A 15,804-nucleotide genomic window follows, 5' to 3' on the forward strand; every position below is an offset into this window, starting at 1 on the left:
GCGTCTACGGCCCCAACCGATAGACCCGCGCCGCCGTGGTGCTGAAGATCGCCTCGCGTTGTTCCGCGCTGAGCCGCTCAGTGGCCGCATTGAAAGCATCGATGAGATCGCGGTAGCTGGTCCACAGCTTCTCGATCGGAAAATTCGAGCCGAACAGGCAGCGTTCCGCACCGAAGATCGCGACCGTGTCCATCACGACAGCGGCGATATGCGCGGGATCGTTGCGATGGATGAAGGTGCCGAGCCCGGACAGTTTCGATACCACGTTGGGACATTGCGCGAGCCGTGCCATGCCGGTGCGCCAGGCGGCGCGGCCCTGCGGCGACAGATCCTCCAGCATGCCGGCATGCTGCAGGATGAAGGTCACGTTAGGGCAGGCCTCGGCGAGGCCTGCCGCGTCGGCCATCTGCGGCGCGAACACCTGCAGGTCGAAACTCCAGCCGTAGTCGGTGAGGTGACCGACATTGCGCCGGATCACCAAATCGGTGCAGAGATCGGGACGCGCCGCGAAGCGATACAGCGGGTTGTCGTGCCAGTGCAGCTGCATGCGTACCCCGCGCACCAGCGGATAGCGCTGCAGGCGATCGAGCTGCGGGCGGACGTCGTCGACGGAGAAGTCGGCATAGGCGACGAGGGCATGCGGCCAGCCGTGCCGATCGGCGGTCTGCTGCACCCAGGCGGCCTCGTCCTCGAAGCGGCCGTTCGGCCAGTTGGTCTGGACATAGACTGAGCGGGTGACGCCGGTGTCCTTGAGGTCGTCGAGATATTCCTGAATCGGATAGTCGCGGCGGATCGGCTCGTAGGGGCCGAAGATGCGCGGCTGCATCGGGCCGGACAGCCAGGCGAGATCGGCCTGCCGCCAGATGTGATGATGTCCGTCGACAATGCCGGTCACGCAGCTCTCCTTGTTGCAAGCGACAGCAGGTGCGCGACCACCACCGCGCTCGATCCGCCGTCGACGAGATCATCGACGAAGCACTGGATCGCGATCAGCGCCTCGGTTTGCGGCTTGAAGCCGGCCGCAACGGCGAGCGGCGTCAGCCAGCTCACCCGCCAGGCCCGGCGCGACAGTTTTGCGACGGCATCGCGCAGCGCGGCGGGATCGCCGCGTTCGAGGCCATCGGAGACGATCACGACCGCGGCGCCGCGGGCATAGCCGCCGAATCGCGGCACTGCGAGGAAGGCCTGCAACGCATCGCCGATGCGGGTGCCGCCGTCCCAGTCGCTGACCAGGAAGGATGCCGCATTCAGCGCCTGTTCGCGCCGCTTCAGCCGCAGCGCTGGCGTCACGCGGGTCAGCCTTGTGCCGAAGGTGAAGACCTCGACATTGCCGGCGGCCTGCATCAAAGCGTGCGCGAGCCGCATGTTCTCCTCGGTGCGGGCCTTCATCGAGCCGGAGACGTCGATCAGCAGCAGGATCTTGCGCGGGCGCTGCCGGCGGCGCATCCGGCCGAGCCGCAGCACCTCGCCGTCATTGCGCACGCTGTCACGCAGCGTGCGGCGCAGATCGGCGAACGGGCCGGAGCGCGCGCGGCGGCGGCGGTGACCGCGCCGTCGCGGCAGCCGCTGTGCGGCCTCGCGCGACAATTGCCGAAGCGGATCGCTGGTTGCACTCTGCGCAAAACGGCGCTCGACCAGCGCCTCGGCGCGCGCCGCGGCGAGACCGGATTCGTTGGCTTCATCGGCAAGCGGTGGCTCGTCCTCGCCGCGTCCTTCCTCTTGCAGGCGGACGGTCTCCTCGTCCTCGCCTTCGGTCTGCTCGATCGCCTCAGCGCCGCGGAAATGGATGTCGAACAGCCGGTCAAACGTCGCACGGCGCTCCGGCGGCGGCGCCAACGTCGCGAGCCCGGCCCGGCGGATATGCTCCAGACTGCGCGGCCCGAGCAGCTCGATCGCGGCGAGGAAGCTCGCGGTCTGCTCCGGCGCGACCGAGAAGCTATTGGCGCGCAGCAGCGCGACAAAGGAGACGAAGATCCGCGCGGCGCGCGGCAGCTTAAGATCGTCGCTCACGCGGCGGCCTCCGCGATGATCGCATCGAGCCGCGGCGAGATGAAACGCAGATCCTCCTCGTCCTTCAGCGCGACGCCGATCGAGCGCTTGAACGCATCGGGCCAGCGCGCGCCGCCCTTGTTGAGCAGGGTCGCGGCCTCCGCCCAGTCGACCGCTTCGGCAATGCCAGGCGCCTTGCTCAGCGGCTCGCGGCGCAGCCGGCCGACGGCGGCGACCACGGCGCGGGCGGTGGCTTCGGCGACGCTGGAGGCGCGCATCATCACGATCCGCGCCTCGCGCTCGGCATTCGGATAGTCGATCCAGTGATAGACGCAGCGCCGCCGCAGCGCCTCATGCAAATCGCGGGTCCGGTTCGAGGTCAGCACCACGACTGGATGCTCGGCGGCGCGGATGGTGCCGCGCTCCGGGATCGAGATCTGGAAGTCGGAGAGGAATTCGAGCAGGAAGGCTTCGAACTCCTGATCGGCGCGATCGATCTCGTCGATCAAGAGCACCGTCGCGTCGGGCGCGCGCAGTGCCGCCAGCATCGGGCGCTCGATCAGAAACGACTCGCCATAGATGTCGATGCTCTCCTCGCCGGCCTGCCGGATCGCCAGCATCTGGCGCGGATAGTTCCACTCGTAGAGTGCAGCGGCCGCGTCGATGCCCTCGTAGCATTGCAGCCGGATCAGCCGGCGGCCGAGCACGGCGGCGATCGCCTTTGCCGCCTCGGTCTTGCCGACCCCCGGCGCGCCCTCGAGCAGCAGCGGTTTGCCGAGCGCGAGCGAGAGATAGGACGCGGTCGCGATGCCATCGTCGGCAAGGTAATAGGCCGCCCGCAGCGCCTTCTCCAGCGCCTCGGGGCTGTCGATGCCGACGATGTTGCTGCGGACCGGCATGGAAAACCTCAGCGCCGCGGCTGCGGCCGCGCGCCGCCCTGCGCGCGGATCGCGCGAAGTACCTTCTCCGGCGTGATCGGCAGATCGTCGATCCGGACGCCCACCGCGTTGAAGATCGCGTTGGCAACCGCGGGCAGCACCGGGTTGGCGCACATCTCGCCGGGTCCCTTGGCGCCGAACGGGCCGTCGGGCGCCGGGCGTTCCAGCACCGCGATGTCGTGCGGGCAGATGTCGCCCGGTCCCGGCATCAGGTATTCGACGAAGTCGCGCGGCCCGTGCACCGGCTCCGGATAATAAGGCTCCGGCGTCTCGTAGAGCGCGTGGCTGACCCCCATCCAGGCGCCGCCGACCAGCTGCTGCTCGACCAGCCGCGGATTGAGCGCGCGGCCGAGCTCGTAGGCGGAGTCCATCCTGACCATGTCGACCTCGCCGGTCTCGTCGTCGACTTCGACCTCGGCGACCAGGCAGGCATGCGCATAGCAGGTCGCCGGCGACATCTCGCCGGTTTCGGGATCGACATCGGACAGCGGCACCAGGAAAATGCCGCGGCCCGAGATGGTCTTGCCCTGCTTGAACTGGGCGGCGATCGCGACATCCTTGGTCGAGATCGAACGATGCGGCGCACCCTTGACATGGATGTTGCCGCGGCCGTCGGTCTCGAGATCGGCAGCGTTGACCTCGAGCTCCTCGGCGGCCGCCTCCATCATCACGCCGCGCGCCTCGCGCGCCGCCGCCATCACCGCGTTGCCGACCCGATGCGTGCCGCGCGAGGCGAACGAGCCCATGCAGTGCGGCCCGGTATCGGAATCCGCGGTGTCGACATAGACGTCCTCGACCGGCACGCCGAGCGTTTCGGCGCAGATCTGCCGCGTCACCGACTTCATGCCCTGGCCGAGATCGATCGACGACAGCGCCACGGTGAACTTGCCGCTGGGGTTGGAATGCACCAGCGCCTGGCTCGGATCGCCGCCGAGATTCATGCCGATGGGATAATTGACCGACGCGATGCCGCGTCCGCGATGCCTGGTCATGGTCAGCGCCTCCTGGTGCCGAAGACGGAAGAGAAGCGGGTGGCGCCATGCGACGGCGCGCTCGGCCGCGGCGGCGAGGGCGGTGCCGGCGGTGCCGGCGGTGGCGGCTCGCGGGTGGCGGCCGGCGCGCGATCATATGTCGTGCGCTGCTGCGACGCCGCGGCCGGCGGAGCATGCGTCTCGCGCGGGGTCGGCGTCACGGCGGCGCGCGCGCCGCCTCCATCCCTGCGTGACGACATCCGCTTGAACTCATCGCGGAGTGGCCATTTCGCCTTCTCGGCCGCCACCTGCACGCACTCGATCAGCGCCGTGTTCTTGGCTTCGCGGCGATGCGCCTTCATGTCGCCGTCGCGATAGGCATTGAGGATCCGGAACTCCATCGGGTCCATGCCGACGAGATGCGCGAGCTTGTCCATCTGGCATTCGATCGCGAAGTCCATCGCGGTGACGCCGAAGCCGCGCATCGCGGTCGCGGGCGTGCGGTTGGTGAAGACGCAATAGACGTCGCCATGCACGTTCGGGATCGTGTAGGGGCCGGGCAGATGCGCGGCGCATTTCACCGCGGCATAGCTCGACAGCCTTGTATAGGCGCCGCTGTCGAAATAGGCGCGCACCTTGCGGGCGACGACCCGGCCGTCGCGCATCACGCCGTCCTTGATGTAGATGCGCTCGGCGCCGCGCGGCGGGCCGTACTGCATCTCCTCCTCGCGCCCGAACACGTAGCGCACCGGGCGCCCGGTCAGCATCGCGCCGAGGATGCAGAGCGGCTCGGTCAGCGTATCGACCTTGCCGCCGAACCCGCCGCCGACCGTGCCGCCGATGAAGTGGAAGGTGTTGGACGGCACGTCGAGGATCTTTGCGCAGGTGTCGACCGAGAAGAACAGCGCCTGCGTCGAAGTGTAGACGATGTAGCGGCCGTTGGTGTCGGGCGCCGCGATCGAGCCGTTGGTTTCGGTCGGCGCGTGCTCGATCGGCGACATCTGGTAGCGCTGCTCCAGCACGTGGTCGGCGGTAGCCAGCGCGCGATCCGCATCGCCGAATCGCAGTTGCTGGCGATCATAGGTTTCGTGATAGGTGAAGGTGTTCTTCGGATAGACCTCGTTGACGACGGGTGCGCCCGGTTTCAGCGCGTCCTCGACGTCGAACACCGCCGGCAGCGGTTCATAGTCGATCTTGACCTTGGCGATGGCCTCATAGGCCTCGCGCGGGCTGTCGGCGACGATGGCGACGATCGGCTCGCCCTTGTAACGCACCTTGTCGACCGCCAGCGACGGCTCGTCGTCCTTGCCGAAATTGATCAGCGAGAGCAGCGTGTTCAGATTGCGCGGCACATCGGAGGCACGGATCACGCGCCGCACGCCCTGCGACCGTTCGGCCTCGGAAGTGTCGATGCGCCGTAGCCGCGCATGGGAATGCGCACTGCGAACCACCTTCAGATGCAGCATGCCTTGCAGCTCGTGGTCGTCGAAATAGGGCGAGGTGCCGGTGACATGGCCGAGCATGTCCTGGCGCTGCGTGCCCTTGCCGATCTCCTTCAGGTTGTCGTCGCGTTCGTCGGCGAAGATGTCCTTGCGCAATTCCAGCATGGCACTGTTCCCTTACGCGCGAGCCTGGCCGCCGGACGCGGCAGCCAGCACGGCGTTGATGATCGGCTCATAGCCGGTGCAGCGGCAGATATTGCCCGAGATCGCCTCGACCACTTCGGCGCGGCTCGGCTGCGGATTGCGGTCGAGCAGCGCCTTCGCGGCCATCAGCATGCCCGGCGTGCAATAGCCGCACTGCGCGGCGAAATTGTCGGCGAAGGCGCGCTGCAGCGGGTGCAGATTGGGACCGTCCTTGATGCCGTCGAGCGTCTCGACCGAGCGGCCGGCGACCGCCTCCGCCAGCGTCAGGCAGGAGAGGTGCAGTTCGCCGTCGATCAAGACGCTGCAGGTGCCGCAGCCGCCCTGGCCGCAGCCGAATTTCGGCGTCATGTCGCCGATCAGCTCGCGCAGCGCGACCAGCAGGTTGGTGCCGCCGTCGACGAAGATCGCGACGTCGCGGCCGTTGTGCTGAAATTGAAGGGCAGTCTTGGCCATCGCGATTACTCCTGGCCCGATAACAGGCGGCGGAGATGCACGCCGACGATCTCGCGGCGATACCAGGCGCTGGCGAGCGCATTGTCGCCGGGCGATGTTCCCTCGACGGCTGCTGTTGCCGCTGCACCGATCGTCGAGGCGTCGAGCGACCGTCCTTCCAGCGCGCGTTCGGCGGCGCGGGCGCGGAGCGGCGTCGGCGCCATCGATCCGAGCGCGACGCGGGCGCCGACGATCCGGCCGCCGTTGAGGGGCAGATGCGCCGCCAGTGTGATCACCGCGCCGCCCTTGGGCTTGATGCGCGCGATCTTGCGGTAGCGGAACGCATCGGCGCTGCCAGGCCTGGCGAAGGAGATCGCCAGCACCAGTACGCCGGTCTGCCGGTCGCGCGATTGCAGGAATTCGTCGATCGGGATCTCGCGGCCGCCGAGCCCGCCCTGCACCGACACCATGGCGTCGAGCGCGAGCATCGCGACCGTGAAGTCGCCGTACGGCACCGGCGCGAACAGATTGCCGCCGACCGTGCCCATGTTGCGTACCGCCGGCCCGCCGATCGAGCGGGCAGGGCCGTGCAGGAAGGCGAGATCGCGTTCGGCCAGGATGCGGGCAAAGGTGACGCCGGCGCCAAGTGTGATGCGCGAGCCCGTGGCGTCGATCCGCGTCATCGCCTGGTCGCTGGCGCGCACCACGGTCGAGATCGAGATGTCGCCCTCGTTCAGCGCCCGCATCACCAGCGTGCCGCCGCCGAGATAGCGGGCGCTGCGATCCGACGACAGTGCTGCTGCGGCGTCGTGGGTGCTGGTGAAAGTCTTCACCGTGACTGGCATGATGTTTGTCCCCGCTTACGCGGCCTCCGTCAGATGCCGGCGGATGGCCTCAAAGCCGGCTTGGTAGATATCCTCTGAGACCATCTGCGTGATCCGGTCCCTGTCCTCGGTGCGCGTCGTGAAGCGCGATTCCCAGTGCCAGAAGGTGCGGTCGCCGTCTGTGACCGGGAGCAGGCGGACATGCGCCACGTAGTTGAACATCGGGATCGGCGTATCGAGCAGGCAGTAGCTGAAGCTCTGTTCCAAGTCGGACAGCGCCAGCAGCTGCTCGCGCAGCTCGGCGCCGTCCTTCAGCTTGAAGCGCCTAACGCAGCCGATCTTGTCGGAGGGCTGCGCACGCTCGATGCCGCTGCTCGCGACCGCCGGGTGCCAGCGGTCATGGCCATTGAAATCGCGCAGCACGGCCCACACCGCATCGGTCGGTGCATCCAGGATCGTGCTCTTGACGATATGCGGCACGGCTACTCCCCGAGAGATATAGTTCTAACGCGCAGCTCGTCGCGCTTTACCTCTCCCCGCAAGCGGGGCGAGGTCGGAATCTGCGCGACGCGCAGATTCCGGGTGAGGAGGACTCTCCACGAGTCCAACTGCGACCGTCTCCGCGGAGACTCCCCCTCACCCCAACCCTCTAAGAGCGAGCTTCGCTCGTCTCGACCCCGCAAGCGGGGCGAGGGGGTGGAAAGCGCATCGCTCGTAGCCGTTGCGATCACGTCTTCAGCCCCCGAATGCCCGCTTCAGCGCGTCGAAGCCGCCCTGGAACACGCCGCCGCCGATATTGTTGACAAGCTCGGTCTCGCGCTCCGGCGCGCAGTCGAACTCGGCAGTCCATTCCAGGAACGTCTGGTCGCCATCGGTGACCGGCGTCAGCCGCAAGGTCGCGACGTAATTCTCGACGCCCATCGGCGATTCCAGGATCGAGTAGGTGCAGAACATGTCGTAGTCGGACAGCCCCAGCAGCTTCTCCCGGATCCGGTCACCGTTGCGCAGGCGAAAGTCCCTGACGCAGCCGATCTTGTCGGAGGGCTCGCCGCCCTCGATCCGGCTCTCGGCGATCGCGGGATGCCAGTTCGGCAGCCCGTTGAAATCGCGCACGCGAGCCCAGACCCGGTCATTGCGGGCATTGACGACGGTCGAGACGTAAACCCGTGCCATGGTGTCAGCTCAGTCCTTCTTGCGCGGCGTGCGCTCGGGGCGCGCCGGCTCGCCGCCGCCTTCCGGCGCTGCCGGCTTGGCGTCGCCGCCCTTGCGCGCGGAGTCCTTGATACCCTGCATGTCGCGGGCCTCGCGGATCAGGCCGGGCATCTTGGCGAGGCTGCCGCCCTCGACGCCGATGTCCGACAGGATCGAGTCGATCAGTGGCGCCTGCACGCGGTAGCGCAGTGCCGAATCGATCACCTCGTCGGTGGCGCTGCGTCCGGTGCCGTTGCCATGTCCGTTGCCGTTGAGGCCGTCGACCTGGAGGATGCGGATGCCCTCGATCTTCTCCATCGGCTTGACGCTCTCGCGCACGATGCCCTCGATGCGGTCGAGCAGCTTGCGGCGGAACAGCGAGTAGCGCGCCTGATCGGTCAAGACATTCTCGGCCTCGTTGAGCAATCGCTGCGCCTCGGCCTCGACCGCCGCGCGGACGCGTTCGGCTTCGGCGGCGATCCTGGTCTCCTCGGCCTGCTTCTCGGCCAGCAGCACCTCGACCGTCTTGCGCCGCTTGGCGATCTCGCTTTCGCGCGCGGTGACGACGCGCTCGGCCGCTTCGGTGGCGCGGATCCGTGCGTCCTCTGCCGCAGCGCGCGCCGCGGATTCCTCCAGCGACTTCTGATGCAGCGCGATGGCTTTCTCCATCAGCGCGGTCTCGACGTCCTTCTCGCGGTTGACCTCGAGCTTGCGCAGCTCGCGTTCGCGGCCGATGCGGGCCTCGTCCAGACCCCGGTCCGATGCGATCCGGGCGCGTTCGACCTCCTCGCGCGCGGCGATCTCGGCTTCCTGCAGCGACTGGTTGCGGGCGACCTCGAGCTGCTCGATCGCACGGCGCCGCGCGATCCGGGCTGCCTCCAGCGCCTGCTCGCGAGAGACGTCTGTCGTGTCGACCTCCTTGCGCGCTACAATCTCGGCCTGCCGCACCTGCCGGTCGGCGTCGATCCGCTCCGAGCGCTTGGCGGCGAGCGCGATCACGCGCTCCTCGTCGGCGAGCTCGATCGTCTTCTTCTGGTCGATGTTGAGCACTTCGCGGGTGCGCGAGGAGGCGATCCGCTCGCTCTCCAGCGCCAGCTCGACATCGATGCGCTGCCGCTCGATCGCGTCGCGGCGCTTCAGCTCGGCGGCCTCGATCGCTTCGGTGCGTTCGATCTCGAGCCCGCGGGTCTCGCGCTCGGCGCGGATGCGCTGCGCGGCGACCGACTTCTCCTGCGAGATCCGCGCCGCCTCGATCGCCTCGCGCGAGGCGATGTCGGCCTCCTCGATCGCGCGGCTGCGGGCGATTTCGAGCGCGCGGACGTGCTCTTCCTGGGCGATCCGCGACGCCTCGGTGGCCTCGCGGGCGCTGATGCCGGCGATCTCGACGGCCTGGTTGCGCTCGATCTCGAGCTTGCGGGTGGTGTGGTCGGCGGCGATGCGCTCGGCCGCCAGTGTCTTCTCGCGGGCAATGCGGGCGGCCTCCACCGCCTTCTGCGCCTCGATCTCGGCTTCCTGGATGGTGCGCACCTGCTGGATTTCCAGTGCGCGCGTGCGCTCATCCGAGGAGATGCGCTCGACATTGACCGTCATGGTCTGGGCGATGCGCGCCTTCTCGGTGGCCTCGCGGGCGGCGATCTCGGCCTCGTCGACGGCTCGGCTGCGCTCGATCTCGCGGCGGCGGGTCTCTTCCTCATTGGCGATGCGGGCGTCGGTGACGACGCGATCCTGCTGGATGCGGGCCTTCTCGATCGCTTCGCGGGCGGCGATCTCGGCCTCCTCGACCGTGCGCATCCGCTCGATCTCGCGCTGGCGGACTTCGCGCTCGGACGCGATGCGCGTGGTGTCGACCGAACGCTGGTTGGCGATCCGGACCTTCTCGATTTCCTCGCGGGCCAGCAGCTCCTTCTCCTCGACCGCGCGGGTCCGTTCGATCTCCTTGTGCCTGGTCTCGCGCTCCGAGGCGATCCGGGCTTCGGTGATCGCCTGCTCATTGGCGATGCGCGCCTTCTCGATGGCTTCGCGGGCGGCGATCTGGGCCTGCTCGGACTCGGTCTCGCGCAGCGCGCGCTCGCGGGCGACCTCGGTGCGCTGCAGGGCGCGGCGCATCTCGATGTCGCGCTCCTGCTCGAGGCGGGCGGTCTCGCTCTCGCGCTCGATCTCCAGTGCCTGCCGCTCGGCTTCCAGATTGCGGGAGCGGATCTTGATCATCGAGTCCTGCTCGATGTCGTTGCGCAGCTTGCGTTTGGCCTCGATGTCCTCCATCAGGCGGGTCAGGCCTTCGGCGTCGAACCGGTTCGAGGGATTGAAATATTCGAGGTCGGTCTGGTCGAGATCGGTGATCGCGACGGATTCCAGCTCGAGGCCGTTCTGCGCCAGCGCCTCCGCGGCATTGGCCTTGACCCGCGCGACATAGTCGCCGCGCTGCTCGTGCATCTGCTCCATCGTCATTTCCGAGGCGACCGAGCGGATCGCGGAGATGAACTTGCCGGAGAGCAGGGTGTGGAGCTGCCCGGGCTCCATGGTGCGGCGGCCGAGCGTAGCGGCGGCGATCGAGACCGCCTCGCGGGTCGGCTGGACCCGGACGTAGAAGTCGGCCTCGATGTCGACGCGCATGCGGTCGCGGGTGATCACCGCGTCCTGCCGCGAGCGCACGATCCCCATCGGCAGCACGTTCATGTTGACAGGCGTGTAGTCGTGGATGAACGGCAGCACGAAGGCGCCGCCATTGATCACCACGCGCTCGCCCATGAAACCGGTGCGGACGAAGGAAACCTCCTTCGACGAGCGGTGATAGAGCCAGTTCACGACATAGACGATGATGACGATCGCGACGATTGCGACGATGAGCCAGAGGATCAATTCACCGACCAGCATCCCCGACATCTCTTCCTCCCTTGGTCACGGCGCTCTAGCGCGCACCGATCGCCTTGAATTTGCGAACCTGTTCCGTCAGCGCCCGTTCCACCGGCAGGCGCTCCATCGAGGAGGCGCCGTAGAAACCGTGACAGTTGCGGGTCTGCTTCATGATGAAATCGGCATCCGCCGGGTCCGCGATCGGACCGCCATGCGCGAGCACGATGATCTTGGAGTTGACGCTGAGCGCGGCCTCGGCCCAGGCCTCGATGCGGGCAGGGCAGTCCTCGAGCTTCAGCGCGGTCTGCGCGCCGATCGTGCCGCCGGTGGTCAGGCCCATGTGGCAGACGATGATGTCGGCGCCGGCGATCGCCATCGCGGTCGCCTCCTGCTCGCTGAACACATAGGGCGTGGTCAGCATGTTCTTGTCATGCGCCTTCGCGATCATGTCGATCTCGAGCGCGTAGGACATGCCGGTTTCTTCAAGGTTGGCGCGGAAGGTGCCGTCGATCAGGCCGACGGTCGGGAAGTTCTGCACGCCGGCGAAGCCGAGCGCCTTGAGCTGGTCGAGGAACACATCCATGTCGCGGAACGGGTCGGTACCGTTGACGCCGGCGAGTACCGGCGTGTTGGTCACGACCGGCAAGACCTCGCCGGCCATTTCGACGACGATGGCGTTGGCATCGCCATAGGGCATGAGGCCGGCGAGCGAACCGCGGCCGGCCATGCGGTAACGGCCGGAATTGTAGATCACGATCAGGTCGACGCCGCCGGCCTCCTCGCATTTCGCCGACAGCCCGGTGCCGGCGCCACCGCCGACGATCGGCTCGCCGCGTGCGATCATGGCGTGAAACTTCTTCAACAGCGCCGCGCGTTCAAACCTGGCCATGGGTTACCTCGCCACTCTCCGCCGACCACCGGCGCGTCCGAGCAGCGGACGAAATGCGCTGACGACGGCGGCGGTGAACTCGGGATCGTTGATGTTGCGCTTGACGCGGATGATCTGCCGGTTGCCGGTCTGGCGCACGGTGCGCTCCAGCGCGTGGAACAGCGCAGCGTCCGCGTCCGGGTCCCAGAACGGCTGGCCCGGCGCATCGAGCGCCGAGACGCCGCCCTCGGACAGGAAGAAGCGCACCGGTCCGTCCATCTGGTTGAGCCGCTCGCCGATCCAGCGGCCGATGCGCTCGTTCTCTTCCGGCGTGGTCCGCATCAACGTGACCTGCGGATTGTGGACATGGAATTTGCGCTGCCGGTAGCGCTCCGGGATCGTCTCGGGCGCGCCGAAGTTGACCATGTCCAGCGCGCCGACCGAGCCGACATAGGGCACGCGGCTGCGGATGATGGCGCCGAAGCGATCCTCGGTCGCCGGGAACACGCCGCCCATCAGCAGGTCGCAGACCTCGGTCGTAGTGAGATCGATGACGCCGACGAGCTGGCCGGACTCGACCAGCTTCTCCATCGAGCGGCCGCCGACACCGGTGGCGTGGAACACGAGGCACTCGAAATCCTCGCGCAGCTCGGCCGCGATCTTCTGCACCGCCGGCGTGGTGACGCCGAACATGGTGATGCCGATGGAGGGAAGCTGCGTGCCTGTGTCACGTTGCTTGCTCGTCTGTTCGTCGAGCCGCGCCCTGACCATGCCGACCAGCGCATGGGCGCCGTTACCGAGCACCATGCGCGAGATCGAGTTGAGGCCTTGCACATCGGTCACAGAATACATCATGGTGATGTCGGCAGGTCCGACATAGGGGCCGACGTCGCCTGATGCGACCGAGGAGATGATGAGTTTCGGCACGCCAACCGGAAGCGCGCGCATGCCCGGCGCGACCAGCGACGCGCCGCCGGAGCCGCCGGCGGAGATGATGCCGGCGATATTGCCCTGACGGCGCAGCCAGCGCTCGAACGCGTCCGCCATCGCCGTGACCGAAGCGCCGCGATCGGAGCCGAATACACCAGCGCCACCGCGGCCATGGTTCAGCGCGATCTCCTGCGCGGTGACGTCGCAACTCGCCGCCTTGCCGCTGGTCGAGACGTCGACCAGCCGGGTGCGCAGACCGCTGCCCGCAATGATGTCGCGGATGAAGCGCAGCTCCGCACTCTTGGTGTCGAGCGTGCCGACGACCAGCACGACGGGCGGCCCCGATGCTTTCGACGTCGCGGGTTCGCGCCGGGTGCGGGTGGCCTCTTCAAGCCGTGTCACTCCGGCGGACTGCGTCCGCGCGGCGGCCTCGATGCGGGCGATCGGCACCGGCTGCGACCAGCGCGTCGGCAGCACGGGATTGGAGACGTAGACTCGGACCGGCCCCTTGCGTTCCGGCTGCGGCGGCGCACCGGCGGCTTCGGCTTTCGCCGGCGTCGCCTTGGCATCGGTCTCATCCGAGCCATGGGTGCCGACGCCGAGCAACCGCTGCTGCAACTCGCGGTCGGTCGCAAGACGCGCGGAGTCGATGACGCGGTTGATGCGGCCATTGACCATGATGGCGACGTTGCGCGACACCGCCGTCGCGACGCCGATGTTCTGCTCGATGACCAGAACGGAGATGTCGCCTTCGTCGCCGAGGCGCAGCAGCATCTCCTCGACCTGGGCGACGATCACGGGCGCAAGACCCTCGGTCGGCTCGTCCATGATCAGGAGCTGCGGATTGGTCAGCAATGCGCGGGAGATCGCCAGCATCTGCTGCTCGCCGCCGGAGAGCTGGTTGCCGCCATTGGTCTTGCGCTCGGCGAGGCGCGGGAAGGTGTCGTAGATGCGCTCGATGGTCCAGGCACCCCGGCGCAGGCCGCCGGCCAGCGCAAGATGTTCGTCGACCGTCAGCGATCGCCACAGGCGGCGGCCTTGCGGCACGTAGCCGACGCCGAGCCGGGCGATCCGCGCCGGATTCAGCCGCGTGACCTCCTCGCCGCGGATCCGGATCGAGCCGCCGCTGGCGCGGACCAGCCCCATGATCGCCTTGCACAGCGTGGTCTTGCCCATGCCGTTGCGGCCGACCACCGAGAACACGCCGGAGTCCAGCGTGAGATCGACGCCCTGCAGCGCGTGGGAATGGCCGTAATAGACGTCGAGGCCCTTGACCTCGAGCGCCGGCGCGGCGCGGCGGTCATTCATGGCCGCCTCCGAGATAAAGCTCCTGCACCTCGGGATCGGACTCGATCTCGCGCGGCAGGCCCTCCTTGAAGATGCGGCCGTTGTGCATCATCGTCACGCTCTCGACGACGCGCAGCGCGACGTCCATGTCGTGCTCGATGATGATGTAGCCGATATGCGCCGGCAGCGAAGTCAGGATATCGATCAGCTCGCGCCGCTCGGTCGGCGACAGCCCGGCCGCCGGCTCGTCGAACAGGATGAAGCGCGGCGCGCCGGCCAGCGCAAGCGCGATCTCGAGTTGGCGCTGCTGGCCGTGCGCGAGTTCGGCGACGCGCTGGTCCTTCACGCCGGCGAGATGCACGGCCTGCACCAGCGTTTCGGTCGCGTGCATCAGCGCGTCGTTCTGTCCCGGGCGCAGCAACGAGAAGCGGCCGCGCGAGACGCCGCGGCAGGCGAGGTAGACGTTGTCCTGCACGGTGAGGCCGGGAAACAGCGCCGAGATCTGGTAGGTGCGGCGCAAGCCGCGGCGGATGCGCTCATAGGGCGGGAACTGGGTGATGTCCTCGCCGAAGAAGCGGATGGTGCCGGAGGAGGGCGGGAAGTCGCCGGTGATGCAGTTGAACAGTGTGGTCTTGCCGGCACCGTTCGAGCCGAGCACCGCGCGGCGTTCGCCGGGTCGCACGGTGATGGTGACGTCGGTCAACGCCGCCAACGCGCCGAACAGCCGGGTCACGCCGCGCAGCTCCAGCGCGGCACCGGCGCCGACCACGGACAGCCGCTGCGCGACACTATCCATGGCGGCCTCCGCCGGAACGTTGCGGCGTGGATGCGTGGCGCCGCCGCCAGCGTTCCCACAGCCCGATCACGCCGTCGGACGACCAAAACACGATGGCGAGGAAGCCGAGCCCGATCAGCAGGCGGAAACGGTTGCCGTCGAGCCCGAACTTGATCAGTACGTCGAGCGCGAAGGTGCGCAGCAGGACGAAGATCAGCGCGCCGATGAACGGGCCGATCGGCCGCGTGATGCCGCCGACCACGGCGATGATCAGCACATCGATGCAGGCGCCGACGCTGACCGAGCCGGGCGAGATCTGCCGGTAGTTCCAGACCTGCAGCACGCCGCCGAGTGCGGCGATGAAGGCGGCGAAGGCGTAGGCAGCGACGCGGTGCGCATTGGGATTGAAGCCGAGCGCAGCCATGCGGCGGGAATTGTCGCGGACGCCCTGCAGCGCGAGGCCGAACGGCGCGCGCGAGACATACTGGACGGCGAAATAGCAGATCGCGGCGACGCCGAGCGTCACATAGTAGAAGGCGATGTCGCCGCGCCAGTCGACGCCCCAGAACTGCGGCGTCGCGACGGTGTTGATGCCGGTGTGGCCGTTGAAGATCGCCCAGTTCTGGTTGGTGAAGTAGTAGAACGCCGCGCCGATCGCCAGCGTGATCATGATGGTGTAGATGCCCTCGGTGCGCACCGCGAGCGCGCCGCCGAGCGTGCCGAACAGCGTCGCCAGCGCCAGCGCCATCGGCGTTGCCAGCCACCACGGCCAGCCCAGGCTGATATTGGCGTTGCCGCTGATGCCGAACACCGCGACCATGTAGCCGGCGAAGCCTGCGATGGTGAGCTGCATCAGGCTGACCATGCCGCCATAGCCGGCGAGGAACATCAGGCTGAGCGCGATGATGCCGAGGATCAGCGTGGTGGCGAAGATCTCGATCAGGAAGAAGCCGTTGGCGATCAGCGGCATGATCACGAGGATCAGCGCCACCAGCCAGGCCGCCGGGTTCTGGAATTCCGGCCAGGCGCGGATCAGCGCGCGGCGGGTCGTGCTGGTGGACGGGTCGGGGCGGAACTGGGTGCTCTGCAGCAACGACATC

14 protein-coding genes are annotated in these 15,804 nt (G+C 68.0%); all 14 read right to left on the minus strand.

Features of this window, described 5'->3' with window-relative positions:
- Positions 1 to 4: 4 nt before the first annotated feature.
- Entirely contained in the window at positions 5 to 895 is an 891-nt protein-coding gene (locus ACVMB0_RS16730; protein WP_461346997.1) for an amidohydrolase family protein, read from the minus strand.
- Complete coding sequence (locus tag ACVMB0_RS16735; protein WP_461346998.1) at positions 892 to 2,010, minus strand: vWA domain-containing protein; 1,119 nt, start codon at positions 2,008 to 2,010, stop codon at positions 892 to 894. Before ACVMB0_RS16735 ends, ACVMB0_RS16730 begins: the two co-directional genes overlap by 4 nt.
- Complete coding sequence (locus tag ACVMB0_RS16740) at positions 2,007 to 2,888, minus strand: AAA family ATPase (protein ID WP_461346999.1); 882 nt, start codon at positions 2,886 to 2,888, stop codon at positions 2,007 to 2,009. Before ACVMB0_RS16740 ends, ACVMB0_RS16735 begins: the two co-directional genes overlap by 4 nt.
- Positions 2,889 to 2,896: 8 nt before the next feature.
- The gene (locus ACVMB0_RS16745; RefSeq protein ID WP_021075858.1) at positions 2,897 to 3,919 is read right to left on the minus strand and encodes a xanthine dehydrogenase family protein molybdopterin-binding subunit; all 1,023 of its coding nucleotides are present in this window, start codon (positions 3,917 to 3,919) and stop codon (positions 2,897 to 2,899) included.
- Between the two features lie 2 nt (positions 3,920 to 3,921).
- Positions 3,922 to 5,505 (minus strand): xanthine dehydrogenase family protein molybdopterin-binding subunit, encoded by a 1,584-nt coding sequence (locus ACVMB0_RS16750; protein WP_461347000.1) that lies wholly within the window; start codon positions 5,503 to 5,505, stop codon positions 3,922 to 3,924.
- A gap of 12 nt (positions 5,506 to 5,517) precedes the next feature.
- Entirely contained in the window at positions 5,518 to 5,997 is a 480-nt protein-coding gene (locus ACVMB0_RS16755) for a (2Fe-2S)-binding protein (RefSeq protein ID WP_456798865.1), read from the minus strand.
- A 5-nt stretch (positions 5,998 to 6,002) separates the two neighbouring features.
- Complete coding sequence (locus tag ACVMB0_RS16760) at positions 6,003 to 6,821, minus strand: FAD binding domain-containing protein (protein ID WP_456749802.1); 819 nt, start codon at positions 6,819 to 6,821, stop codon at positions 6,003 to 6,005.
- Between the two features lie 15 nt (positions 6,822 to 6,836).
- A complete protein-coding gene (locus ACVMB0_RS16765; RefSeq protein ID WP_461347001.1) occupies positions 6,837 to 7,280 on the minus strand; it encodes an SRPBCC family protein in 444 nt (147 codons plus the stop codon).
- A 255-nt stretch (positions 7,281 to 7,535) separates the two neighbouring features.
- Entirely contained in the window at positions 7,536 to 7,973 is a 438-nt protein-coding gene (locus ACVMB0_RS16770; protein WP_028338488.1) for an SRPBCC family protein, read from the minus strand.
- Positions 7,974 to 7,982: 9 nt separating this feature from the next.
- Positions 7,983 to 10,874: a flotillin family protein gene (locus tag ACVMB0_RS16775; protein ID WP_461347002.1), complete on the minus strand. Its 2,892-nt coding sequence runs from the start codon at positions 10,872 to 10,874 to the stop codon at positions 7,983 to 7,985.
- 25 nt (positions 10,875 to 10,899) lie between these two features.
- Positions 10,900 to 11,733 (minus strand): phosphoenolpyruvate hydrolase family protein, encoded by an 834-nt coding sequence (locus ACVMB0_RS16780; RefSeq protein ID WP_461347003.1) that lies wholly within the window; start codon positions 11,731 to 11,733, stop codon positions 10,900 to 10,902.
- A gap of 3 nt (positions 11,734 to 11,736) precedes the next feature.
- A complete protein-coding gene (locus tag ACVMB0_RS16785) occupies positions 11,737 to 13,950 on the minus strand; it encodes a Tm-1-like ATP-binding domain-containing protein (RefSeq protein WP_461347004.1) in 2,214 nt (737 codons plus the stop codon).
- Positions 13,943 to 14,725 (minus strand): ABC transporter ATP-binding protein, encoded by a 783-nt coding sequence (locus ACVMB0_RS16790; RefSeq protein WP_461347005.1) that lies wholly within the window; start codon positions 14,723 to 14,725, stop codon positions 13,943 to 13,945. The genes ACVMB0_RS16785 and ACVMB0_RS16790 overlap by 8 nt, the downstream gene beginning before the upstream one ends.
- Positions 14,718 to 15,803 (minus strand): branched-chain amino acid ABC transporter permease, encoded by a 1,086-nt coding sequence (locus tag ACVMB0_RS16795; RefSeq protein ID WP_461347006.1) that lies wholly within the window; start codon positions 15,801 to 15,803, stop codon positions 14,718 to 14,720. Before ACVMB0_RS16795 ends, ACVMB0_RS16790 begins: the two co-directional genes overlap by 8 nt.
- Position 15,804: the final 1 nt, after the last annotated feature.

It is taken from the genome of Bradyrhizobium sp. USDA 4451 (assembly GCF_054822585.1).

Bases quoted from the DNA above. Each gene is read 5' to 3' on its own strand.
- ACVMB0_RS16740 (WP_461346999.1), bottom strand. From the start codon at position 2,888: ATGCCGGTCCGCAGCAACATCGTCGGCATCGACAGCCCCGAGGCGCTG.
- ACVMB0_RS16745 (WP_021075858.1), bottom strand. From the start codon at position 3,919: ATGACCAGGCATCGCGGACGCGGCATCGCGTCGGTCAATTATCCCATC.
- ACVMB0_RS16750 (WP_461347000.1), bottom strand. From the start codon at position 5,505: ATGCTGGAATTGCGCAAGGACATCTTCGCCGACGAACGCGACGACAAC.
- ACVMB0_RS16755 (WP_456798865.1), bottom strand. From the start codon at position 5,997: ATGGCCAAGACTGCCCTTCAATTTCAGCACAACGGCCGCGACGTCGCG.
- ACVMB0_RS16760 (WP_456749802.1), bottom strand. From the start codon at position 6,821: ATGCCAGTCACGGTGAAGACTTTCACCAGCACCCACGACGCCGCAGCA.
- ACVMB0_RS16770 (WP_028338488.1), bottom strand. From the start codon at position 7,973: ATGGCACGGGTTTACGTCTCGACCGTCGTCAATGCCCGCAATGACCGG.
- ACVMB0_RS16775 (WP_461347002.1), bottom strand. From the start codon at position 10,874: ATGTCGGGGATGCTGGTCGGTGAATTGATCCTCTGGCTCATCGTCGCA.
- ACVMB0_RS16780 (WP_461347003.1), bottom strand. From the start codon at position 11,733: ATGGCCAGGTTTGAACGCGCGGCGCTGTTGAAGAAGTTTCACGCCATG.
- ACVMB0_RS16785 (WP_461347004.1), bottom strand. From the start codon at position 13,950: ATGAATGACCGCCGCGCCGCGCCGGCGCTCGAGGTCAAGGGCCTCGAC.
- ACVMB0_RS16790 (WP_461347005.1), bottom strand. From the start codon at position 14,725: ATGGATAGTGTCGCGCAGCGGCTGTCCGTGGTCGGCGCCGGTGCCGCG.
- ACVMB0_RS16795 (WP_461347006.1), bottom strand. From the start codon at position 15,803: ATGTCGTTGCTGCAGAGCACCCAGTTCCGCCCCGACCCGTCCACCAGC.